Genomic DNA, 22,234 nt, shown 5'->3' with positions numbered 1-22,234 from the left:
GGAGCACAGGAGGAAGTCTCTAGACGACGCCGAGCTGCCCCTGGCGGGCGATCACGGCATCCCGGACCGAGCGGAACAGCGGATGCTCGGGATCGAGTCCGGTGACCTCGGCGGTCAGTGCCGTGGCCTCCTCATCGTGCAGCCTCTGCTGCAGCTCCACGGCCTGCGGATCGGCCGGTTCGACGAACTCGAGTGCAGCCGACACCGCGGCGACGAGCCCCGCCGTGGAGAGGCCGCGCTCGCTCGCCATCGCGGCGGGGCCGATGAAGCGCTCGTGGCGGGAGAGCTTGCGCAGCGGCTGCCGACCGACGCGGTCGACGCTGTCCTCCAGCTCGGGGTTGCGGAACCGCTCCAGGATCTTCGCCCGGTACGCGGCGAGATCGGCCGGGTCGAGCCCGTGCTCGGCCGTCAGGACGGCAGACGTCTCCTCCAGGGCGGCTTCGACGCTTCTCGCCACATCGGGATCCGCCAGCGCCGCGGCGATCGAGGTGGCGCCGACGCGGGCGCCGAAGTACGCCGTCGCCGCGTGGCCGGTGTTGACCGTGAAGAGCTTGCGCTCGATGTACGGAGCGAGATCGTCGACGAAATGCGCCCCGGGGATCGACGGACGGGAGTCGCCGAAGGGCCCCGCCTCGATCGCCCACTCGACGTACGGCTCCACCGTGACGTCGACGCCCTGCCCCGGCGCCTGAGCGGGCACGATGCGGTCGACGGCGGTGTTCGCGAACACGGCCTTCGCCAGGAGCTCCGCGGCATCCGTCCCCGCGGCCTTCTCGACCTCCGCGCGCAGCTGGTCGGTGGCGCCGATCGCGTTCTCGCAGGCCATGATCTGCAGCGGAGGAGCGTCCGCGTTGCGGCGACGGAGCCCCGCGACGATCGACGGAGCCACGAATCGCAGCACCGTGGGGCCGACGGCGGTGGTCGCGACGTCCGCCGTGGAGAGCTCGTCGGCGACGGCATCCGGGTCCAGACGGCTGTTGACCGCCCGGAAGCCGGTGACGACGTGATCCACTCCGCCGGGGCCGGCCTCGTGCACGGTGTACTCCGAGGTCGCGTTGATCGCGTCGACGAGCTCGTCGGCGACGTCGGAGAACACGATCTCGTACCCGCCGTCGTGCAGCAGCAGTCCGACGAATCCGCGGCCGATGTTGCCCGCGCCGAAGTGGACCGCCTTCATCAGGCGTTCACCGCCGAGAGGAGGGCGTAGAGCTCGTCGGCCGTCTGCGCCGCCGCGAGCTTCGCGACCTCGTCGTCATCGGAGAACAGGATCGCGATCTGGGAGAGGATCTCGAGGTGCTCGTCGCCCTTGCCGGCGATGCCCACCACGAAGTTGGCCTGCTCTCCCGCCCAGTCGACTCCGCCGTCGTAGCGCACGACGGACAGGGCCGAGGCGAGGATCTCGTCCTTCGTCTCGTTGGTGCCGTGCGGGATCGCCAGGCCGTTGCCCATGAACGTGGACACGGTCTCCTCGCGCTGACGCATCGCATCGACGTAGGCGGGCGTCACCGCGCCGACGGAGACGAGGATGTCGGTGGCCTCCTGGAGAGCCGCCTCCTGCGAGACGGACCCTGCGTGGATGCGGACCTGTCCGGGGGTGAGAACGCTCATGGTGATTCCTTTCTGAGTGTGTGGTGGCGGGGCGGGTGCCGCAGCATCCGCCCCGCCGGTCTGTCACGCGTCGGAGGCGCGCTGTTCCTGGACCATCTCGACGACCTCTTCGTACTTCGGAGAGTTCATGAAGTTGTCGACGGAGACGTGCAGCGAGTTCGGGGACTGCGCCTTCGCGCGGTCGGTCAGCTGCTGCTGGGTGATGACCACATCGGCCGTGCCATCGAGGTTCGCGATCGCCTGGTTGATGATCGTGAGGTCCTCGATGCCCGCCTTCTTGAACTTGTTGCGCAGCACGCTCGCGCCCATGGCGGAGGACCCCATTCCGGCGTCGCACGCGAACACGATCTTCGAGATCGGAGCGGTGAGCGTCGCGGTCGTCGAGGACTCGGACGTCGCGGAGGCGGTGGCGCCGCGCAGCGCGTCCATCGCCGCCGAGGACTTGCCCTTGTTCGCCTCGGTCTGGGCGATGGCTGCGCCGAAGTTGTCCTCGGCCTCGAGATCCCGCTTACGGGAGGCCCGAAGGATGACTGCGGTGAGCAGGAAGGTCACCGCAGCGGCGAGCAGCACGGACAGGAGCACGATCAGCACGTTGCCGACGCCGCCGGCGGCGGGATTGGATGCCGCGAAGAACACGGCGATGATGCTCCCGGGAGCCGCAGGGAACGAGAGCCCGCCACCGAGGACCATATTGGTGGTGACACCAGTGGCTCCGCCGGCGATCAGCGCCAGGATCGTCATCGGCTTGCTGAGCGCGTACGGGAAGTAGATCTCGTGGATGCCGCCGAAGAACTGGATGATCGCCGCGCCCGGAGCAGAAGCCCTCGCCTCCCCGATGCCGAAGAAGGTGAATGCGAGCAGCAGTCCGATACCGGGCCCGGGGTTCGCCTCGATGAGGAAGAGGATGGACTTGCCGGTCTCCTCGGCCTGCTGCAGGGCGAGCGGGGTGAAGACGCCGTGGTTGATCGCGTTGTTCAGGAACAGGACCTTGGCCGGCTCGACGATGATCGACAGCAGAGGAAGCAGGCTGTGGCCGACGAGCCAGTCCACGATGCCGCCGAGGAAGGAGCTGATCGCGATCATGATCGGCCCGAAGGCGAAGAACCCCGCGATCGCGAGCAGCATTCCGAGGATGCCCGCGGAGAAGTTGTTCACCAGCATCTCGAAGCCGGCCTTGATCTTGCCTTCCCAGATCTTGTCCATCTTCTTGGTGAGCCACCCGGCGAGGGGCCCCATGATCATCGCGCCGAGGAACATCGGGATGTTCGTGCCGACGATCACGCCCATCGTGGCGATCGTCGCCACGACGCCCCCGCGCTCGCCGTAGACCATGCGGCCGGCGGTGTTGGCGATGAGGAGCGGAAGCAGGTAGGTGATCATCGGGCCGACCAACCCGACGTACTGCGGGAAGGTCGTGCCGTCCTCGGTCGTCGCCAGCGCCGTCATCGCTCCCTGCCAGCCGATGAGGTCGGCGTTTCCAAACCCGCCGAGGATGTCGGACACCGGGTGCCAGTTGCCCAACCACCCGACTGCGATGAAGAGCATGGTGATGAAGCCCCAGGCGATGAATGCCGCGATGTTCGGCATGATCATGCCCGAGAGGAACGTGCCGAAGCGCTGCACGCCCGTTCGGAGGCTGCGCGTTGTGGCAGCGGGTGACGTCGTCGTCATGATGGTCTCTTTCAGTGTTGAGGGAGGGTAGCCGTGAGGGTGGTCACGGCGGTTCGGGCGGATGCCGCATCGTCTGCGGCGAGGGCGGCCTCGGCGAGGCTGCGCGCCTCGTCGAGGGTGCGGGTGGCGAGGATGCGGCGGACGTCGGCCAGGGCCGACGGAGCCATGGAGAGACTCGTCGCTCCCAGGCCGATGAGCACGACGGCGAGCAGCGGATCGGCCGCGGCCTCTCCGCAGATCCCCACGGGCTTGCCCAGCCGGGAGCCGGCGGCGCCGACCTCTCGGACGAGGCGCAGCACGGCGGGGTGCCAGGGGTCCTGGAAGCCCGCCACCGAACCGAGCAGGCGGTCGGCGGCCATCGTGTACTGCGTGAGGTCGTTCGTGCCGATCGAGGCGAAGTCCGCGTGCGCCAGGACCCGATCGGCGAGCAGCGCGCTCGCCGGCACCTCGACCATCACTCCCGCCGTCTTCAGCCCGTACTCACGCGCGAGGGTCGTGAAGTACACGGTCTCCTCGACGGTGGCGACCATCGGCGCCATGACCCAGAGGTCGGCGTCGGTCTCGGCATCCGCCTCCGCGAGAGCCGTGAGCTGCTCGCGCAGGATGTCCTCGCTGGCGCGCAGTGCACGCAGGCCGCGAAGCCCCAGTGCGGGGTTCTCCTCGTGCGAGTCGTTGAGGAACGCCAGCGGCTTGTCGGCGCCGGCGTCGAGCATCCGCACGACCACCTTCTTGCCGGGGAACGCCGCGAGCAGCTCCCGATAGGACTCGCGCTGCTGCGCGATCGTCGGAGCCTGCGCCGAGGAGAGGAACAGGAACTCCGTGCGGAAGAGCCCGACGCCCTCGGCCCCGCGCGCGACGGCATCGGCCGCGTCTGCAGGCTTTCCCAGGTTCGCCAGCAGCGCGATGCGCGTGCCGTCGGCGAGGGCGCCGGGAGTCAATGGTGCCGCATCCGCCGAGAGGCGTGCGGCGGCGCGCTCGGCGGCGCGCGTCTTCTCTTCGTCGCTCGGGTCGGCCGTGACGATCCCGGCGGCGGCGTCGACGATGACCGTCTGGCCGGTGGCGAGGTCTGCGGCCGCCGCGGCGCCGACGATCGCGACGATGCCCTTCTCCCTGGCCAGGATCGCCGTGTGCGACGTGGGCCCGCCATCGAACGTGACGAGGGCGAGCACCTTCTCCAGGTCGAGCAGAGCGGTGTCCGCGGGAGCGAGGTCGCGGGCGACCAGGACGAAGGGGTGACCGGGGTCGGGCACGCCGGGGGCGTCGACCCCGCGCAGCCGCGCGAGCACCCGCTGGGCGATGTCGTCGAGGTCTGCGGCGCGCTCGCCGAGGTAGCCGCCGACGGCCTCCAGAGTCGCTCTGAAGCCCGCGAAGGCGTCGTGCACAGCCCACTCGGCGGTGCCGCCGGCGTTCAGCCGCTCGTCGATCTCGTCCTGGAGGGTCGGGTCCTCGGCGATCATCGCCTGGGCCTCGAGCACCTCCTGCGCCGATCCTCCTGCGGTCGCGCCTCGGGCGGTCAGCTCCTGCGCCACGGCGGCGACGGCTTCGCGGGCGCGCGTCCGCTCGGCGTCCGCGCCGAGGGTGCTCGTGGTGTTCTGCGGCGCGGGCATGGCTTCCGTCATGCGCACCACGGGGCCCTGGGCGACGCCCAGGCCGATCCCGACTCCTCTGAGCTCGGTCATCCGGCGCTCTCCTGGTCGTGGTCGGTGGTCAGCAGCTCCGTGAGCGTGTCGAGCACACCCTCGGCGTTCTCGCCGTCCGCGGTGAGGGTCACGTAGTCGCCGAACTCGATCGCCAGGGCGATCACCCCGAGGATGCTGGCGGCATTGACGGCCTTGCCCGAGTCCTTCGCGATCGTGACGGCGATGCCCGAGTCCTTCGCCGCCTGGGCGAACAACTTCGCGGGGCGGGCGTGCAGGCCGTGGGATGAGCCGATCCGTACGGTGCGTGTGGCGGTCATGATCTTCCTTCCGAAGAGGTGCGGTTGTCAGCGAGGAGGGCGCGGACGAGCGCGAGCGTGCGGCGCCCGTCGCGGTCGGAGAAGACGTCGTCGGGGAGCACGGCGACCGGCATCGGCAGGACCTCCTGCAGATCGGCGGCGCGGTCCTTCAGGTGCGGTCCGACGAGGATCAGGTCGGCGCTGGACTCGGTGACCGCCTGAGCGGTGCCCGCGGAGGTCTCCCAGTCGAGCCCCGCAGCCTCGGCTGCGCGGCGAAGGCGCTGCGCGACGAAGGTGCTCGACGCGCCCGCACCGCAAATCACGAGGATCTTCATTGATTCCGCCTTCCTGAGAACAGTCTGTGAGCCGCTGGGGGCGCGTGGCCAACACGAACCTTTCCGCCCCCGCGGAACGTCGCCTTCCGCCCTTCGCTCCCCGGATGCTGACATCATGGGATGCGCGGGACAGGGCCGTCACCCGCGAGTGAGGATCGGAGGAACATGTCGCGCCAGCGCCAGGACCAGCTCCTCACCACCCTGCTCCGTCATGACACCTGGGTCACGGCGGCGAGTCTCGCCGATCAGGTCGGCGTCACTCCGCGCAGCATCCGCTCCTACGTGGCGGCTCTCAACGCGAGAGTCACCGGCGCGGACGCCGTCGAGTCGGGTCCCGCCGGCTACCGGGCAGGGGCATCCGCACGTGATGCTCTCCGCACGCGCACGGGCGCCGAGAGCACCCCACGGCATCGCCTGCACGCCGTGGTGCGCATGCTCCTGGACGACGCGGGGGGAATCGACGTCTTCCAGGCCGCAGATCGGCTGCACGTCAGCGAGGCGACGCTCGAGGCCGATCTCACCAGGGTGCGCGGCCTTCTCGACGGTTCAGGGCTCTCCCTGGAGCGGGACCGCGAGCATGTGAGGCTCCGCGGCTCGGAGGAGGCGAGGCGCCGCCTGATCAGCCGGCTCGCCCACGACGAGTCGGATGCCGCGTCCTTCCACCCCGAGGTCTTCCGCACCGCGCTCGTCGGCAACGCGGTCGACGCGAGTGCTGTCGGGCCGTTCAAGTCCGCGCTGGTCGACGAACTGGGAGCGCTGGGCTACTTCGTCAACGAGCTCGCGATCTCCGACGTGCTGTTGCACATCGCCATCGCGGCCGACCGCGTCGCGGCGGGGCATGCGCTCGCCGCGGAGGCGGAAGGAGTCCGTGACGAGATCCCCCAGGTCGGGAGAGTCCTCGCCCGGCTCGCCGAGGAGCACTTCGGCGTGCCGCTCGGCGACGGCGACAGCGCCCACCTGGCCTCGCTCGTGCTCACGCGCGTCGTCGCACCCGGCGACACGGCCACCAGAGACGTCGCACGCAGCGGCGTCGAGCCGCGCGTCGAGCGGGCCGTGCGCGAGGAGCTGCAGCGGGCGGCATCCGAGTACCAGCTCGACCTCGTCGATGACACCTTCGTGCTCCGGCTCGCGCTGCACATCCAGAATCTGCTCCGCCGCGCGGAGACGCAGGCGCTGTCGCGGAACCCGCTCACGCGGTCGCTCAAGTCGACGTATCCGATGATCTTCGAGGTCGCGGTCTCGATCGCGAGCGGGCTGCACGACCGGGTGGGATCGCCCATCCACGACGACGAGATCGCCTACATCGCCATGCACGTCGGCGGGCGACTGGAACGTAGCCGTGCGGCGGCGTCGATCCTCACCGCGACCATCGTCTGCCCCGGCTACTACGAGCTGCACGAGCTGCTCCGCTCCAGCGTCGACCGATCGCTGGGGTCCTCGATCGAGGTGACCAGCGTCGTGACCAGCGTCGACCCCGACTGGGCGTCCTTCGGGACCGACCTCGTCCTCAGCACGATCGAGCCGGGGATCGCGGGGGAGCGGTTCGTCCGCATCCACCCGTTCTTCTCCGACACCGACGCCGAACGCGTGCAGCAGGCGGCGGCGAGGCTGAGGAGAGCGAGGCGTCTCAACAGGCTCCGCGAGGAGCTGTCGCGCTACTTCGACGCCGAGGCGTTCGTGCACCCTCTCCCCGACGAGGGCGAGGAGCAGATCATCCGCCGCCTCGGCGATCGGCTCGTGCGCAGCGGACTGATCGGCGAGGACTACGTCGAGAACACGATCGTGCGCGAGCGCATGTCGTCCACGGCGTTCACCGACGCGCTCGCCGTCCCGCACGCGCTGCAGATGACCGCGACCCGCACCGCGATCGCGATCGGCGTCGCCGACGGATCGGTGGCGTGGGGCGACGGCCGCGTGCAGGTGGTCGCCCTCGCCGCGTTCAGCGAGAGCGACCGCGCTGCATTCCAGACCGTGTTCGAGCAGCTCGTCGAGGTCTTCAGCGAACGCGAGAGCGTGCAGAGGATCGTCCGCAGGGGCACGACGTTCGAGTCGTTCCTCGATGAGCTCGTCTCCGTCATCGACGGCTGACGATCACCGGTCTCGAGGGTCGAGCACGGCCGCCATCGAGTCGAGGAGAGCGGCGGATGCCGGGGCATCCGCCGTCTCCAGCTCGACGACGTCGCCCTCGCCGAGCGCGAGGTCCATCACCGCGAGCACGCTGCTCAGGTCGGCCTCCGCACCCGCAGCCGTGCGGACGATCACGGGGTGCGCGGACGACATCGCCAGCCGTGCCAGCTCGGCCACAGGGCGCGCGTGGATGCCGTTGTGGGCGCTGATCGTGATCCGCCTGGTCTGCATCGTCACCACCGCCGGCAGCTCAGGAGCGGTCTCCGAGCAGCGCGCGGACTCCCGCTTCGAGGTCGGCGACGGCCTGCGCCGCCGTGTCGGCGGTGTCGCCCTTCGCGTCGATGTACACCTTGAGCTTCGGCTCGGTGCCGCTCGGGCGCACGATGACGCGCGACCCGTCGGCGAGCCGGTAGCGCAGCACGTCTCCGGAGGGTGCCCCCGGTGCGGCACGGAGCAGGTCCTCGGCGGAGGCGATCGCGTGCGAGCCGATCTGGGTCGGCGGTAGCGTCCTCAGCGAGAGCATGACGTTGCCGATGACGGAGAGGTCGTCGACTCGCACCGACACCTGGCCGCTGGCGAAGTGCCCGTAGGTCTCGCCCAGCTCGGCGAGGAGCGTCGCGATGGTCGCACCCCGCTCGCGCGCCTCCGCGGCAAGGCCGAGGATCGCGATCGCCGCGGAGATGCCGTCCTTGTCGCGGACGGTCTCCGGGTTCACGAGGTAGCCCAGCGCCTCCTCGAATCCGAAGGCGATCCCCGGTGCGCGGGAGATCCACTTGAACCCCGTGAGCGTCTCGTGGAAGTCCAGTCCGTGATGCGCCGCGATGGCGCCGAGGCCGGGGGAGGACACCAGCGAGCACGCGAGGGACGCGCCGGGCGTTCCGGCCGCCGCGCGTGCCGCACGGGCGCCGAGCAGCAGCCCCACCTCGTTGCCGGTGAGGCGACGCCAGCCGCCCTCGGCGGTCTCATCGGGGATCGCGACGGCGAGGCGATCGGCATCCGGATCGTTCGCCAGGATGAAGTCCGCCTGCACGCGACGTGCACGCGCGAACGCCAGATCCATCGCGCCCGGCTCCTCCGGGTTCGGGAAGGACACCGTGCGGAAGGTCGCGTCGGGGTCGAGCTGCTCGCCGACCACCATGGGCTGCGGGTAGCCGGCGACGCGGAGGATGCGCGAGAGCGTCTCCCATCCGACGCCGTGCATCGCGGTGTAGACCCAGCGCAGACCGGTCGCCGACGAGGGCGCCGGAGCGACGGCCGCGGTGGCCTCGACGTACGCGGTCACGACGTCCTCACCGGCCGTCTCGTACGCCGACGACCGCGGAAGGGCCTTCACATCGCCGGCATCCGCGATCCGCTGGATGTGCGCGGCGATCTCCGCGTCGGCGGGGGCGACGATCTGCGATCCCTGATTCTCGCCGCCCAGGTAGACCTTGTAGCCGTTGTCGTTCGGCGGGTTGTGGCTCGCCGTGACCATGACCCCGGCGTCGGCGCCGAGGCGGCGCACCGCGAAGGCGAGCACGGGCGTCGGCAGCAGACGGGGGAGCAGGATCGCGCGCAGGCCGGCCCCGGCGAAGATCTCGGCGGAATCCGTCGCGAACACCCGGGAGTTGCGGCGGCCGTCGTAGCCGATCACGACGGTCGGCGTGCGGCCATCGGCCCTCTCCCGCAGGTACGCGGCGAATCCCGCGGCGGCCTGGGCGACGAGCACCCGGTTCATCCGGTTGCTGCCCGCTCCGAGCTCGCCGCGGAGCCCTGCGGTGCCGAAGGCGAGCCGGGCGCCGAAGCGGTCGGCCAGGTCGGCGGCTGCCGCCTCGTCGCCGCTCGCGGCGCGGGTGACGATGCCCGCGAGCTCGTCGCGCGTCTGCGCGTCGGGGTCCTGACGCAGCCAGGCACGGGCCGTGGCGAGAAGCTCCTCGCTCATAGCGCCTCGATGACGTCGGCGAGCAGCTTGGTGATCACCGGCTCGGCGAGCTGACCGGCTTCGATGACCTCGGCGTGGCTGAGCGGCGTCTTCTGGATGCCGGCGGCCAGGTTGGTGATGAGGGAGAACCCGAGGATCTCCATGCCGGCCTGGCGGGCGGCGATCGCCTCGAGGGCGGTGGACATGCCGACGATGTGGCCGCCCATGTGCTTCGCCATCTGCACCTCGGCGGGGGTCTCGTAGTGCGGACCGGTGAACTGCGTGTAGACGCCCTCGTCGAGGGTGGGGTCGATGGTCCTGGCGATGTCGCGCAGACGCGTCGAGTACAGGTCGGTGAGGTCGACGAAGGTCGCACCCTCGAGAGGGGAGTCGGCGGTGAGGTTGATGTGATCGCTGATGAGCACGGGCTGGCCGGGCTTCCAGGTCTCGCGGATGCCGCCGGCGCCGTTGGTGAGGACCATGATCTTCGCCCCCGTGGCCGCGGCGGTGCGGACGGAGTGGACGACGCGACGGACGCCGTGCTTCTCGTAGTAGTGGGTGCGCGCGCCGATGACGAGGACGTTCTTGCCGTCGGGGGTGCGGATGCTGCGCAGGGTGCCGACGTGGCCCTCGAGGGCGGGCTTGGAGAAGCCGGTGACCTCGGTGGCCGGGATGGTCGCGACCGTCTCGCCGATGATGTCGGCGGCCTTGCCCCATCCGGAGCCGAGGGTGAGGGCGATGTCGTGCTTCTCGACGCCGCTCAGCCGCGCGATGTCGGCGGCGGCGGTCGCCGCCACCTCGAACGGGTTCGCGGTGGGGTCGTCGAGGGGGTTGCTGTGAATCTCGGGCATGGATCCACTCTAGGAAGGTGGAGGGCTCCCCGCCAGGATTGCGGAAGAATGGATTCCATGTCTTCCACCACTTTCGAGCGCACTCAGCGCGTCGCCGTTCTCGGCGGCGGTCCCGGCGGCTACGAGGCGGCTCTCGCCGCCGCCCAGCTCGGAGCCGAGGTGACACTGGTCGAGCGCGTCGGCGTCGGAGGATCCGCCGTCCTCACGGACGTGGTCCCCTCCAAGAGCCTGATCGCGACGGCCGACGCCGCCGTCGCCATCTCCGAGGCCAGCGACCTCGGCGTGCAGTTCTACGCGAAGGGCGAGCACGGCAAGCCGCTCAAGCCCGAGATCGCGATCAACCTCGCCGCCGTCAACAAACGGCTCATCGCCCTCGCCGGCCAGCAGTCCGAGGACATGCGCTCCACCCTGCTGGACGCGGGCGTCCGCATCCTCTCCGGCCACGGCCGCATCGAGGGGGCGAACGCGATCGTCGTCTCCACCGGTCAGGGCGGGACCGACTTCGACCGCGTCGAGGCCGACACCATCGTGGTGGCGGTCGGCGCCTCTCCCCGCGAGCTGGACTCGGCGAAGCCCGACGGCAAGCGGATCCTCACGTGGACTCAGCTGTACGACATGAAGGCGCTCCCCGAGCACCTCATCGTGGTCGGCTCCGGTGTGACCGGGGCGGAGTTCGCCTCGGCATACATGAACCTCGGCGCGAAGGTGACGCTCGTCTCCAGCCGCGAGCAGGTGCTCCCCGGTGAGGACCAGGATGCGGCGCGCGTCCTGGAGAAGGTCTTCAAGCGCGGGGGGATGCAGGTGCTCTCCAAGGCGCGTGCCGACCGCGTCGAGGTCACGAAGGACGGCGTGACGGTCACGCTCTCCGACGGCCGCACGGTCGACGGCAGCCACTGCCTGATGGCGGTCGGCTCGATCCCCAACACCGCGGGCATCGGGCTGGAGGACGCGGGGGTCGAGCTCACCGAGTCCGGTCACGTCCGGGTCAACAAGGTGGCGCGCACGTCCGTGCCCAACATCTACGCGGTCGGCGACTGCACGAACTTCTTCCCGCTGGCATCCGTCGCCTCCATGCAGGGCCGCACGGCGGTGTTCCACGCGCTCGGAGACATCGTCATCCCGCTCGAGCAGATCAAGATCACCTCGAACATCTTCACGGCGCCGGAGATCGCGACGGTCGGGTTCTCGGAGAAGGACGTGGAGGACGGCGTCGCCGACGGCCTCGTCTACAAGCTGCCGCTCGCCGCGAACCCCCGGGCGAAGATGATGGGCATCAAGGACGGCTTCGTCAAGCTGATCGCGCGCAAGGGATCCGGCACCGTCATCGGCGGCGTGATCGTCGCCCCGAAGGCCTCAGAGCTGATCTACCCGATCGCGGTCGCCGTCGAGCGTCGCCTGACGGTCGACCAGGTCTCGCGCGTCTTCGCGGCCTACCCCTCGCTGTCCAGCAGCATCACCGACGCGAGCCGCGCGATGCACCTGGTCAACGCGAACATCACCTGAGCGGACCGACGACGGTACGGAAAAGGCGCCCCGCCGGAGCGGGGCGCCTTTTCCGTACCGGCGGCTCAGCTGATCGTGAGCAGCTGGTGTCCTGCGGAGACCGTGGCGCCGGCATCCGCGTTGATGTTGCCGACGACGCCGTCCTTGTGGGCCTGCAGGGGCTGCTCCATCTTCATCGCCTCGAGGACGACGACGAGATCGCCCTTGACGACCTGCTGCCCCTCCTCGACCGCGATCTTGACCACTGTGGCCTGCATCGGGGACTTCACCGCGTCGCCGGATGCGCCCGCGTTGACGGTCGTGGAGTGGCTGCGGCGCGACGGCGGAACGGCCGCGGGGCGCCCTGCCGTGCCCACGGCGGCGGCGACACGGTCGGGGAGGCTGACTTCGAGGCGCTTGCCCCCGACCTCGACGACGACCGTGTGGCGCCCGCTGGTCTCGGCCAGCGGCTCCAGCTCGCCGTCCCAGGCGGGGATGTCGTTCACGAACTCGGTCTCGATCCAGCGCGTGTACACGCCGAAGACGCCGTCCTCCGCGGTGAAGGCCGGGTCGTTCACGACCTTGCGGTGGAACGGGAGGACCGTGGGAAGGCCAGCGACCTCGAACTCGTCGAGAGCGCGGCGCGAGCGCTCGAGAGCCTCGGCGCGGTCCTTGCCGGTGACGATGATCTTCGCGAGGAGCGAGTCGAAGGCGCCGGAGACCGAGTCTCCGGCGGTGACGCCGGAGTCGAGGCGGATGCCGGGGCCGCCGAACGTCTTGAAGACGTGGATCGGGCCCGGCTGGGGCAGGAACCCGCGACCGGGGTCCTCGCCGTTGATGCGGAACTCGATCGAGTGGCCCTGGGGCTCGGGATCGTCGTAGTCGATGGTGCCGCCGGCGGCGATGCGGAACTGCTCGCGCACCAGGTCGATGCCGGTGACCTCCTCGGACACGGGGTGCTCGACCTGCAGGCGTGTGTTCACCTCGAGGAACGACACGGTGCCGTCGGCGCCGATGAGGAACTCGCACGTGCCGGCGCCGACGTAGCCGACCTCCTTGAGGATCGCCTTCGACGACGCATACAGCTGGCGATTCTGCTCCTCGGTGAGGAACGGGGCCGGCGCCTCCTCGACGAGTTTCTGGTGGCGGCGCTGCAGCGAGCAGTCGCGAGTCGAGATGACCACGACGTTGCCCTCGGCATCCGCGAGGCACTGTGTCTCGACGTGACGCGGCTTGTCGAGGTACTTCTCGACGAAGCACTCGCCGCGGCCGAAGGCGGTGACCGCCTCGCGCGTCGCGGACTCGAAGAGCTCGGCGACCTCGTCGAGCTCACGGGCGACCTTGAGGCCGCGTCCGCCGCCTCCGTAGGCCGCCTTGATGGCGATGGGGAGACCGAACTCCTGCGCGAACGCGATGACCTCGTCGGCGCCGGACACCGGACCGGGCGTGCCGGGGGCGAGCGGTGCGCCCACCTTCTCGGCGACGTGACGTGCGGTGACCTTGTCGCCGAGTGCCTCGATGGCCTCGGGGGACGGGCCGATCCAGGTCATTCCCGCGCCGATGACGGCGCGCGCGAACTCGGCGTTCTCGGCGAGGAAGCCGTAGCCGGGGTGCACGGCATCCGCTCCGGCACGGCGCGCGATCGACAGGATCTTCTCGATCTGCAGGTACGTCTCGGCGCTGGTGGCTCCGCCGAGGGCGTAGGCCTCGTCGGCGAGCCGCGTGTGCAGAGCATCCCGATCCTGGTCGGCGTAGACGGCGACCGAGGCGATACCGGAGTCGCGTGCGGCGCGGATGATGCGTACGGCGATCTCGCCGCGGTTGGCGATGAGAACCTTGGCGATATCAGGCATGCTTGCCAGCCTAGCGAGAAGCCCGCCGATCTATTTGACGACTCTCCACAAGAAAAGACGAGAAACGTGTCGGGGTGCTACGACCACAGCGAGGTCCACGGCACGCCCAGCTCGGCGGCGAGGCGTCGCGTGGTCGACAGCGACATGCCGACCACGGTCGACGGGTCGCCGTCGACGCGGGTGATGAACGCACCGCCCAGGCTGTCGACGGTGAACGCGCCCGCGACGTGGAGGGGCTCTCCCGTCGCCACATAGTCCGCGATCTCGGCATCGGTGATGTCGTCGGCGAAGGTCACGGACGCCTCGGCGACCGCCGTCGCCTCCGTCGGCGCCACGCCGGGAGAGACCCGGTACACGGAGTGACCGGAGTGCAGGATGCCGGTGGCGCCGCGCATCTCCCGCCAGCGCCTGGTCGCCTCCTCCGCCGTGTAGGGCTTGCCGTAGACGCGCCCGCCGAGCGCGAACATAGAGTCCCCGCCGATCACGAGCCCGTCGAACCCGCCCTCGGCGGCGAGCCGGTGCGCGACGTCCGCGGCCTTCGCCCTGGCGAGGAGGAGCACGAGCTCTGCCGGAGGCAGCTCCGCACCGCGCTCGGCGGCTGCCGCTGCCGCGACCGCGTCCTCGTCCACGTCGGGAGACAGGGTGAGCGGCTCGATACCCGCCTGACGCAGCAGCATGAGGCGGGCGGGGGAGGTGGAAGCGAGGCAGACGCGCATGTCCACCACCGTATCCTCGAAGAATGACTTCTTCCGCAGGACCGCTGCTCGATCTCGACATCACGGGGATCGCTCACGGCGGCACCTTCATCGCCCGCCACGAGGGCCGCGTCGTGTTCGTCTCCGATGCGATCCCCGGCGAGCGGGTGCGGGCGCGGCTCGACCCCTCGTCGACCGATGAGTCGCGCAGCTTCTGGCGCGCGGAGACGGTCGAGGTTCTGGAGCCGTCGGAGCATCGCCGACCGCACGTGTGGGCGGAGGCCGACGTCTCGCGCGACCCCGACGACCGTGCAGGCGGCGCGGACCTCGGCCACATCGCCCTGCCGCACCAGCGGACCCTGAAGAAGCAGGTTCTCGCCGAGGCGCTCGACCGGTTCGCGGGCGGTGGCATTGAGGCGCCCGAGATCGAGGCCGTCGACTCCGGCGACGGCACCGGATGGCGCACGCGGGTGAGCCTGCACGTCGACGACGACGGCATCGTCGGCCCCTACGCCGCACGCAGTCACCGTGTGATCCCCGTGGCATCCCACCCCCTTGCGCGGCCGGCGGTCGCCCAGGCCGCTCTCGCGCTCCAGGGCGGCAAGCCCGGCCGCATCGATCTCGTCGAGCCCGGTGACGGGCGGGTGCGGATTATCCGCCACGAGGACTCGGGGCGGATGCCGCAGCGCGGACGCCGCCGCGACCCCGAGGTCGTCTACGAGACGGTCGGCGACCGTCGCTTCCAGGTCGACGCAGGCGGCTTCTGGCAGGTGCATCCGCGTGCCGCGTCCGTGCTCGACGCTGCCGTCTACGGAGTGCTCGACGGACACGTCGACGAGGCATCAACGCACTACGACCTCTACGGGGGAGTCGGGCTGTTCGCGGCGACCCTGGGCGATCTCGGCGCCACCGACGTCGTCACCGTCGAATCGAGCAAGAGGGCCACCGCTCACGCCAGCGAGAACCTCTCGAGCATCGACGCCACGGCCGTCACCGCCCGAGTCGACCGCTACCTGGCGTCGCTCCCCTCCAACGCGAACGCGGGCGCCGTCGTGCTCGACCCGCCGCGCGCTGGTGCGGGCAGGGCGGTCGTCGACGCGCTGCACGCGCTGGCGCCCGACGCCATCGCCTACGTCGCATGCGATCCGGTCGCCCTCTCGCGGGATCTCGGCACGTTCCGGGGTCACGGATGGACCGTCTCCACGCTGCGCGCCTTCGATCTCTTCCCCCATTCCCACCACTTCGAGGTGGTCGCTCTTCTCACTCGGTGACACGAGACCGTAAAGCATCTGGACAAACTCAGTAGGCTGGACGGATGAGCAGGGTCGCACTCATCGATGATCACGAGTCCGTCCGCCTCGGACTCGAGGCGGCGTGCGCGCGTGACGGCGAGCAGACGGTGGTCTTCTCCGGCAGCACGGTCGCCTCGTACCTCGACTGGCGTGCGGCTTCAGGGGAGGCGCCGGCGGATGTCGTCGTGCTCGATCTCACCCTCGGAGACGGCACGACCGTGACCGAGAACGTCACGGCGGTCGTCAACGACGGCGCGAGCGTGGTCATCCACAGCGTCGCCGATCGGCCCGCGGCTGTGCGGGAAGCGCTCTCCGCCGGAGCTGCGGGAGTGGTGAGCAAGTCCTCCGCGCTCGACGACGTCCTCGACGCGATCCGCACGGTGGCACAGGGCGAAGCGCTCAACAACGTCGAGTGGGCGAGTGCGGTCGACGGGGACAGGGACTTCGCCGACGCGCAGCTCTCCTCCAGAGAGCGCGAGGTGCTGCGCCTGTACGCCACCGGTCTGCCGCTCAAGGCGGTCGCTGAACGGCTGGGCGTCGCGTACTCCACCGCGAAGGAGAACATCTCGCGCATCCGCGTGAAGTACGTCAGCGTCGGGCGCCCGGCTTCGACGAAGGTCGATCTGCTCCGGCGCGCGATGGAGGACGGAATCGTGGCCGCCGGCGGTGCGCCGAGTGCCGGCTGACACGCTCAGCATTCGCGAAGCCTGGAGCAAGATCCCTTCTCCCGGCGGGGCCGAGACCGGCTTCGAGAGGTTCACGGGCAAGCGCATGGAGCGCATCCTCGCGACCGTGGCCGCGATCGGCTCCGCCGCACTGGGCGTGCAGGCACTGATCGCCGCGCTCGCATCGCTGTCCCTCCCGGACGCTCCGCAGGTGGCGATGCTGCTGGTGGTCTTCGTGCCACTCATCGCGATGCTGATCGCCTGTCTGATCGGACGCGGAGTCCGCACGACATCGGGCATCTTCGCGGTCGCCTACGTGCTCGCGCTCGCCGTCTGGCCCGTGGTCGTCGATCAGCGGATCAAGGTCGCCGCGGAGCAGCCGTGGATCTTCTTCCTCGTCAACGTCGGGGTGGTGGCGGCGATGCTCGCGTTCCCGCTCTGGCTCCAGTTCACCTGGGCCGCGGGGATGCCGTTCGTCTACGGCTACGTGCGCCTCGTGCAGGGCGAGTTCTCGCGGGAGTTCTGGGTGACCACCGCGTTCGACGTGTCGTTCACGCTGATCCTCGGCATCGTGATCATCTCCCTCGGCTGGATGTTCCGCTCGGTGGCCTCCGGCGTCGACGACGTCCGCGGGCGGGCGGTGTCGGCCTATGCCGCAGCCGCAGCGGCAGCCGCGGCGGAGGAGGAGCGCGTGGCGATGTCCGCGCTCATGCACGACAGCGTGCTGGCCGCACTGATCGCCGCTGAGCGCGCGGAGGGGGATCGCGCCAAGGATCTCGCCGTCGCCATGGCGCGGGAGGCGCTCACGAGGCTCGCCAACACCGAGGCGGCCGTCGCCCAGGAGGGCAGCGACGAACCGGTCGCCGTCGCGCAGATCGTCGCTGAGCTGCGCAGAGCCCTCTCCGAGCTCGGCGCCGATGCGATCGTCGAGGAGCGCGGCGGCATCGGGCTCCTTCCAGGGCGTGTGGCACGGGCGCTCGTCCTCGCCGCGAGGCAGGCGCTCGGCAACTCCGTCACGCACGCGGGCGGCAGGGGACTGCACATCATCGCCGAGGGGCGCGGGGACGAGGGGATCCGGGTCACGATCAGTGACAGCGGCCCGGGGTTCGACATCGAGGCGATCGGGGCCGACAGGCTCGGCATCCGCGCGTCGATCCTCGCGCGCATGGCCGGCGTCGCCGGAACCGCGTCGATCGACTCCGGCGAGGCCGGCACGGTCGTCACGCTCGGGTGGGAGCGCTCATGAACCGCACAGTGCGCAGTGTGGCGACGCTGCTCGCCGTCGGCTTCGCAATGTACTTCGCTGCCAGGGGAGTGTGGTGGATCGAGCAGCCCAGCGCGCCCCTGCTGATGGTCGCCGCGATCGCGGTGTACCTCGTCGTCGTGAACATCGCGATCCTCTGGGGTTCGGCCACGACCGTGCGGATGCCGCTCTGGGCGGGTGTCTCCGCGGCGGTGTCGAGCTTCCTGATCCCGAGCCTCGCGACCCATTCGCTGGACGCCGCCTACCGCACGGCCCCGTTCGCGACGTGGTACATCGGCGGCATCGGGCTGCTCGGCGTCGTCTGCATCGTCCGTCGACGCTTCCTCATCGGATGGATCACGCTGCTGGGGCTCGTCGTGGTCTCGTCGATCCATCTGGGTCTGCTCGTCTCGCTCTCCCTGGGGCTCGTCGGGTCGATCATGTGGGTCGTCGTGGCGCGGCTCCTCGTGCTGTTCTGGGATCGGGCGATCCGCGACACCGAGAGACTGGCCGACATCCAGCAGGCCGTTTCCGCATGGCATGCGACCCAGCAGGTCCGTCAGCGCGAACGGCGGCTTCGCACCCAGTTCGCTCTGGCCGTCGCCGGTCCCGTGCTCAGCCGCACGGTGGCCGCGCACGGCGACCTCACGGAGGAGGAACGCCTCGAGGCGAGGCTGGCCGAAGGGCGGCTCCGGGATGAGCTCCGAGGGGCGGATCTGCTGAACGACGCGGTGCGCGACGCGATCGCGGACGCTCGGCGCCGAGGCGTCGCGGTGACGGTGTTCGACGAGGGCGGTCTCGACGAGATCGGGGAGGAGCGTCGCGCCGAGATCCGCGATGAGCTCGCCAGGGTGCTCGCGGATGCTCATGCCGATCGTGTCATCGTCCGCGCCGCACGCGACGAGAGAGTCGCGGTGACGGTCGTGGGCCGTGCCAGCGCAGGCTCGTCGAGCGACGACGACTCCGTCGATCTCTGGCACGAGATCCCGCGAGACCCGGCGGCGCGATAGCGGCGCCCCCATCTCGGCTCTGATCGGGGGAGGGGGTCAGAGCCGAGAGAGAAGAGAATGGGCGAGGGGCGGCGAAGCCGCCCGCCCCTCGCCGTTGCGGCCCAGTTACCCGAAAACTGTCCGCTGGTGGCCGATCATCGTCTGTCTACCCTGGGACAGAGAGACCAGCCGAACGCGAAGCGTCCCCCTAAGTCTCTCCCTTCGGGGAAACGTTGTCTGTAGGTATTTTGGGGGACACGAATCGGCGGCGGATGCGGAAGGATAGGACGATGGGCATACGCCGAGGTACGAATCTCCCCCGCATGGGTGACTTCAATCAGTCCGTGATCCTGGAGGCGATTCGTCGTTCCGGTGAGGGGCTCAGCAGGATCGAGCTCGCCGACGCCACGGGCCTCTCGGCGCAGACGGTGACGAACATCACGCGGCGACTGCTCGAGGACGGTCTGATCACCGAGGCAGGGCGCACGATCAACGGGCCAGGGAAGCCACGGATCACCCTGCGGCTGGTCGCGGACAGCCGCTTCTCGATCGGCATCCACCTGGATCCGGCCGTGATCACCTTCGTGCTCCTCGATCTCACCGGATCGGTCGTGCGCCGCCGGGTCGTCCGGACGCCCGCGAAGGATCCGCGACGGATCGTCGATGTCATGGCGCAGGCCGTGGACATGCTGATCGCCGATGCCGGTGTGGCTCGCGACGATGTCGCAGGCATCGGCGTGGCGGCGCCTGGGCCGCTGGATGCCGCCAAGGGCACCGTCATCGATCCTCCGAAACTGCACGGATGGCACCGGGTCCCGCTGCGAGCCGTCCTGGCGGAGGCGACCGGATTCGACGTGACTCTGGAGAAGGACACGACGGCGGCCGCGGTGGGGGAGCTGTGGACCGGCCACGGGCCCGCCGACGACTCGTTCCTGTTCGTGTACCTCGGAACGGGGATCGGAGCGGCCCTGGTGCGCGACGGGGACCCCGCGCGCGGCTCGACGCGGAACTTCGGCGAGATCGGGCACATCATCGTCGACCCCGACGGACCGTCCTGCCTGTGCGGGATGCGCGGGTGCGTCGAGGTGGTGTGCACCCCGCAGGCGATCGTCGAGCAGGCCGAGCGCGCCGGAGTCTTCGTCGACGACCGGGAGGGCAGCGATGTCGAGGCCGTCGAGGCGCGCTTCACGCTGCTGTGCGAGCGGGCTGCCTCCGGTGACGAGCCCGCTCTGCAGGTGCTGCGTCGTGCAGCCGAGCATCTGACGGTGCTGATCGCGGCCCTGACCAATGTCCTCGACGTCGACAGGGTCGTGCTGGGAGGCCCGTTCTGGTCTCGCCTGGCCGAGGTGTACCTCGCCGAGATCCCGACGCTCCTGGACAGGCTCAGCGCCACGAGAGCCGTGCACGCGCTCCCCGTGGACGGCACGGTGGTCGGCGATGACGTCGGCGCGGTCGGTGCGGCATGCGTCGTGCTCGACTCGGTACTCACCCCGCGGGCGTCCGACCTCTACCTGGAGGAGTGACCTCCGGCGCGAGGATTTCGGCGCGCCCTCTTGACACCAATAACTCTAATCGATGTATTATTGCGTGTACGCCGATCTGGGGAGACCGCGGTATCTGATTCCGCTGTCGATTCGGCGAAAGTGTGTCTGCGCGATCCGTGGGCTGGGGGGCCCACGGATCCGCAGACTCTCTCACGCGGCCGCGGAGTATCGCGCACGGGACCGCGGGATCACCCCGAGAAGCGCCCCCACGGGATGTCGCGGCGCAACGGCGTGCGCAGCGATCGCTGGGTGCGTGACCAGGCAGAGACGCGGGTCTCCGCCGCGACCGCGGCTTCCTCTTCGCGTGCGTAGGCGTCGCTGACGACCGCGATCAGGGCGGCGAGCTCTTCCTCGGTCGCCGTGCCGTGCGTGATCTCGACGGTCGGCGGCAGGGATTCTGACGAGTCCATCACAGCGGGATGTTCCCGTGCTTCTTCGGGGGCAGCTCCGCACGCTTGCCCCGGAGCGCTCGCAGGGCCTTCGCGATCGAGACGCGCGTGTTCGCGGGCTCGATGATGCCGTCGATCTCTCCGCGTTCCGCAGCGAGGAACGGGCTCGTGACGCTGTACGTGTACTCGTTCGCGAGGCGCGTGCGCACGGCTGCGACGTCTTCGCCGGCCTCTTCGGCCTTCTTGATCTCGCCGCGGTACAGGATGTTCACGGCGCCCTGGCCGCCCATGACCGCGATCTCGGCCGTCGGCCAGGCGAGGTTCACATCGGCACCGAGCTGCTTCGAGCCCATCACGATGTACGCGCCTCCGTAGGCCTTGCGCAGGATCACGGTGACCAGCGGCACCGTCGCCTCGGCGTAGGCGTAGATGAGCTTCGCACCACGTCGGATGACGCCCGTCCACTCCTGATCGGTGCCCGGCAGGTAGCCGGGCACGTCGACGAGCGTCACGATCGGGATCGAGAACGCATCGCAGAAGCGGACGAACCGGCTGGCCTTCTCGCCGGCCTCGATGTTCAGCGTTCCGGCCATCTGCGACGGCTGGTTGGCGATGATGCCGACGGAGCGGCCCTCCACGCGGCCGAAGCCGATCACGATGTTCGGGGCGAACAGCGGCTGGACCTCGATGAAGTCGCCGTTGTCGACGACGTGCTCGATGACGGTGTGGATGTCGTAGGGCTGGTTCGCGGAGTCGGGGATGATCGTGTTCAGCGTGCGGTCGGCATCCGTGGTCTCCCACTCGAAGCCGCTCTCGTACCCCGGGATCTCCGCCATGTTGTTGTCGGGAAGGAAGCCGAGCAGCGTGCGCGCGTAGTCGATCGCGTCGTCTTCGTCCTCTGCGAGGTAGTGAGCGACGCCGGAGCGGGTGTTGTGCGTCAGCGCACCGCCGAGCTCCTCCATGCCCACGTCCTCGCCGGTGACGGTCTTGATGACGTCGGGGCCGGTCACGAACATCTGGCTGGTCTTGTCGACCATGATGACGAAGTCGGTGAGCGCGGGTCCGTACACCGCGCCGCCGGCTGCCGGCCCCATGATGATCGAGATCTGCGGGATGACACCGGAGGAGCGGGTGTTCAGGCGGAAGATCTCGCCGTACTTGCTGAGGGCGAGCACGCCCTCTTGGATGCGCGCGCCGCCGGAGTCGAGGATGCCGATGATGGGCATGCCTCCGGTGAGGGCGAACTCCATGATCTTGATGATCTTGTCGCCGGAGACCTCGCCGAGCGATCCGCCGAAGGTCGTGAAGTCCTGCGAGTAGACCGCGACGGTGCGTCCGTGGATCGTGCCGACGCCGGTGACGACGGAATCGCCGTACGGGCGGTTGCGGTCCATGCCGAACGCGGTCGTGCGGTGGCGCACGTACTCGTCGAATTCGACGAAGCTGCCGGGGTCGACGAGGAGCTCGATGCGCTCGCGGGCGGTCATCTTGCCCTTCGCGTGCTGCTTCTCCTGCGCGACCTTCTCAGCGTCGACAACGGCTTCGTTGTAGCGCGCGCGAAGGTCTGCGATGCGGCCGGCGGTGGTCAAGAGTTCGGGCTTTTCCGTCACGATTTCCACCCTAGCGTCGGGGCGGGCATGTCCGTTGGATGCTC

Annotated in this window: 20 protein-coding genes; 7 read left to right on the top strand and 13 right to left on the bottom strand. The window is 69.9% G+C overall.

The annotated features are described in order from the left end of the window. Nucleotides 1-19: 19 nt before the first annotated feature. From ACFVRO_RS17800 to ACFVRO_RS17775, 6 genes are all read right to left on the bottom strand, one after another. Entirely contained in the window at nucleotides 20-1,177 is a 1,158-nt protein-coding gene (locus ACFVRO_RS17800) for a mannitol-1-phosphate 5-dehydrogenase (RefSeq protein ID WP_386954811.1), read from the bottom strand. Further along, the gene (locus tag ACFVRO_RS17795; protein WP_105675336.1) at nucleotides 1,177-1,608 is read right to left on the bottom strand and encodes a PTS sugar transporter subunit IIA; all 432 of its coding nucleotides are present in this window, start codon (nucleotides 1,606-1,608) and stop codon (nucleotides 1,177-1,179) included. The genes ACFVRO_RS17800 and ACFVRO_RS17795 overlap by 1 nt, the downstream gene beginning before the upstream one ends. A gap of 63 nt (nucleotides 1,609-1,671) precedes the next feature. Further along, nucleotides 1,672-3,279, bottom strand: coding sequence for a PTS mannitol transporter subunit IICB (locus ACFVRO_RS17790; protein WP_386954809.1), 1,608 nt, complete (start codon nucleotides 3,277-3,279; stop codon nucleotides 1,672-1,674). Nucleotides 3,280-3,290: 11 nt separating this feature from the next. Then, entirely contained in the window at nucleotides 3,291-4,958 is a 1,668-nt protein-coding gene (ptsP, locus tag ACFVRO_RS17785) for a phosphoenolpyruvate--protein phosphotransferase (RefSeq protein ID WP_386954806.1), read from the bottom strand. Next, nucleotides 4,955-5,236 (bottom strand): HPr family phosphocarrier protein, encoded by a 282-nt coding sequence (locus ACFVRO_RS17780; RefSeq protein ID WP_105675330.1) that lies wholly within the window; start codon nucleotides 5,234-5,236, stop codon nucleotides 4,955-4,957. Before ACFVRO_RS17780 ends, ptsP begins: the two co-directional genes overlap by 4 nt. Further along, complete coding sequence (locus tag ACFVRO_RS17775) at nucleotides 5,233-5,550, bottom strand: PTS sugar transporter subunit IIB (RefSeq protein WP_105675328.1); 318 nt, start codon at nucleotides 5,548-5,550, stop codon at nucleotides 5,233-5,235. Before ACFVRO_RS17775 ends, ACFVRO_RS17780 begins: the two co-directional genes overlap by 4 nt. Nucleotides 5,551-5,715: 165 nt before the next feature. Here ACFVRO_RS17775 and ACFVRO_RS17770 point away from each other — a divergent pair, with 165 nt between their 5' ends. Further along, a complete protein-coding gene (locus ACFVRO_RS17770; protein ID WP_386954803.1) occupies nucleotides 5,716-7,638 on the top strand; it encodes a BglG family transcription antiterminator in 1,923 nt (640 codons plus the stop codon). A 3-nt stretch (nucleotides 7,639-7,641) separates the two neighbouring features. On the opposite strand, the gene ACFVRO_RS17765 is transcribed toward ACFVRO_RS17770, so the two are convergent. Genes ACFVRO_RS17765 through ACFVRO_RS17755 form a run of 3 tightly spaced genes read right to left on the bottom strand, consistent with a single transcriptional unit; the run spans nucleotide 7,642 to nucleotide 10,428 of the window. Next, nucleotides 7,642-7,908: an HPr family phosphocarrier protein gene (locus ACFVRO_RS17765; protein ID WP_146114333.1), complete on the bottom strand. Its 267-nt coding sequence runs from the start codon at nucleotides 7,906-7,908 to the stop codon at nucleotides 7,642-7,644. Nucleotides 7,909-7,927: 19 nt separating this feature from the next. After that, nucleotides 7,928-9,598, bottom strand: coding sequence for a phospho-sugar mutase (locus tag ACFVRO_RS17760; protein WP_386954800.1), 1,671 nt, complete (start codon nucleotides 9,596-9,598; stop codon nucleotides 7,928-7,930). Next, nucleotides 9,595-10,428 carry a purine-nucleoside phosphorylase gene (locus ACFVRO_RS17755; RefSeq protein ID WP_105675320.1) on the bottom strand — a complete coding sequence of 278 codons (834 nt, stop codon included), beginning with the start codon at nucleotides 10,426-10,428 and terminating at the stop codon, nucleotides 9,595-9,597. Before ACFVRO_RS17755 ends, ACFVRO_RS17760 begins: the two co-directional genes overlap by 4 nt. 48 nt (nucleotides 10,429-10,476) lie before the next feature. Between ACFVRO_RS17755 and ACFVRO_RS17750 the strand changes: the two genes are divergently transcribed. Further along, the gene (locus ACFVRO_RS17750) at nucleotides 10,477-11,931 is read left to right on the top strand and encodes an NAD(P)H-quinone dehydrogenase (protein ID WP_386954797.1); all 1,455 of its coding nucleotides are present in this window, start codon (nucleotides 10,477-10,479) and stop codon (nucleotides 11,929-11,931) included. A gap of 65 nt (nucleotides 11,932-11,996) precedes the next feature. Here ACFVRO_RS17750 and ACFVRO_RS17745 read toward each other — a convergent pair whose 3' ends face one another. After that, on the bottom strand, nucleotides 11,997-13,763 hold the full coding sequence (locus ACFVRO_RS17745; protein ID WP_105675316.1) for a biotin carboxylase N-terminal domain-containing protein: 1,767 nt from the start codon (nucleotides 13,761-13,763) through the stop codon (nucleotides 11,997-11,999). 77 nt (nucleotides 13,764-13,840) lie between these two features. Further along, the gene (locus ACFVRO_RS17740) at nucleotides 13,841-14,479 is read right to left on the bottom strand and encodes a Maf family protein (protein ID WP_386955211.1); all 639 of its coding nucleotides are present in this window, start codon (nucleotides 14,477-14,479) and stop codon (nucleotides 13,841-13,843) included. Between the two features lie 23 nt (nucleotides 14,480-14,502). Here ACFVRO_RS17740 and ACFVRO_RS17735 point away from each other — a divergent pair, with 23 nt between their 5' ends. The 5 genes from ACFVRO_RS17735 to ACFVRO_RS17715 all read left to right on the top strand — a co-directional run bounded on the left by ACFVRO_RS17735 (nucleotide 14,503) and on the right by ACFVRO_RS17715 (nucleotide 20,170). Then, nucleotides 14,503-15,729: a class I SAM-dependent RNA methyltransferase gene (locus ACFVRO_RS17735; protein ID WP_386954794.1), complete on the top strand. Its 1,227-nt coding sequence runs from the start codon at nucleotides 14,503-14,505 to the stop codon at nucleotides 15,727-15,729. A gap of 44 nt (nucleotides 15,730-15,773) precedes the next feature. Further along, nucleotides 15,774-16,436, top strand: a complete 663-nt coding sequence (locus ACFVRO_RS17730) for a response regulator (RefSeq protein WP_386954791.1) — start codon at nucleotides 15,774-15,776, stop codon at nucleotides 16,434-16,436. Beyond that, nucleotides 16,426-17,661, top strand: a complete 1,236-nt coding sequence (locus ACFVRO_RS17725; RefSeq protein ID WP_386954788.1) for a sensor histidine kinase — start codon at nucleotides 16,426-16,428, stop codon at nucleotides 17,659-17,661. Before ACFVRO_RS17730 ends, ACFVRO_RS17725 begins: the two co-directional genes overlap by 11 nt. Continuing rightward, nucleotides 17,658-18,668 (top strand): hypothetical protein, encoded by a 1,011-nt coding sequence (locus tag ACFVRO_RS17720; protein WP_223586168.1) that lies wholly within the window; start codon nucleotides 17,658-17,660, stop codon nucleotides 18,666-18,668. Before ACFVRO_RS17725 ends, ACFVRO_RS17720 begins: the two co-directional genes overlap by 4 nt. A 302-nt stretch (nucleotides 18,669-18,970) precedes the next feature. Then, on the top strand, nucleotides 18,971-20,170 hold the full coding sequence (locus ACFVRO_RS17715; RefSeq protein ID WP_386954785.1) for an ROK family transcriptional regulator: 1,200 nt from the start codon (nucleotides 18,971-18,973) through the stop codon (nucleotides 20,168-20,170). 209 nt (nucleotides 20,171-20,379) lie between these two features. On the opposite strand, the gene ACFVRO_RS17710 is transcribed toward ACFVRO_RS17715, so the two are convergent. Both ACFVRO_RS17710 and ACFVRO_RS17705 read right to left on the bottom strand, forming a co-directional pair. Further along, the gene (locus ACFVRO_RS17710; RefSeq protein ID WP_386954782.1) at nucleotides 20,380-20,601 is read right to left on the bottom strand and encodes an acyl-CoA carboxylase subunit epsilon; all 222 of its coding nucleotides are present in this window, start codon (nucleotides 20,599-20,601) and stop codon (nucleotides 20,380-20,382) included. Then, nucleotides 20,601-22,190: an acyl-CoA carboxylase subunit beta gene (locus ACFVRO_RS17705; protein WP_181155916.1), complete on the bottom strand. Its 1,590-nt coding sequence runs from the start codon at nucleotides 22,188-22,190 to the stop codon at nucleotides 20,601-20,603. Before ACFVRO_RS17705 ends, ACFVRO_RS17710 begins: the two co-directional genes overlap by 1 nt. Nucleotides 22,191-22,234: the final 44 nt, after the last annotated feature.

The organism is Microbacterium sp. NPDC057944 (assembly GCF_042887445.1).
Taxonomy (GTDB): Bacteria; Actinomycetota; Actinomycetes; order Actinomycetales; family Microbacteriaceae; genus Microbacterium; species Microbacterium natoriense.
The sequence above is the reverse complement of the archived record's forward strand: the minus strand, read 5'-3'. Positions and strand labels throughout refer to the sequence as shown.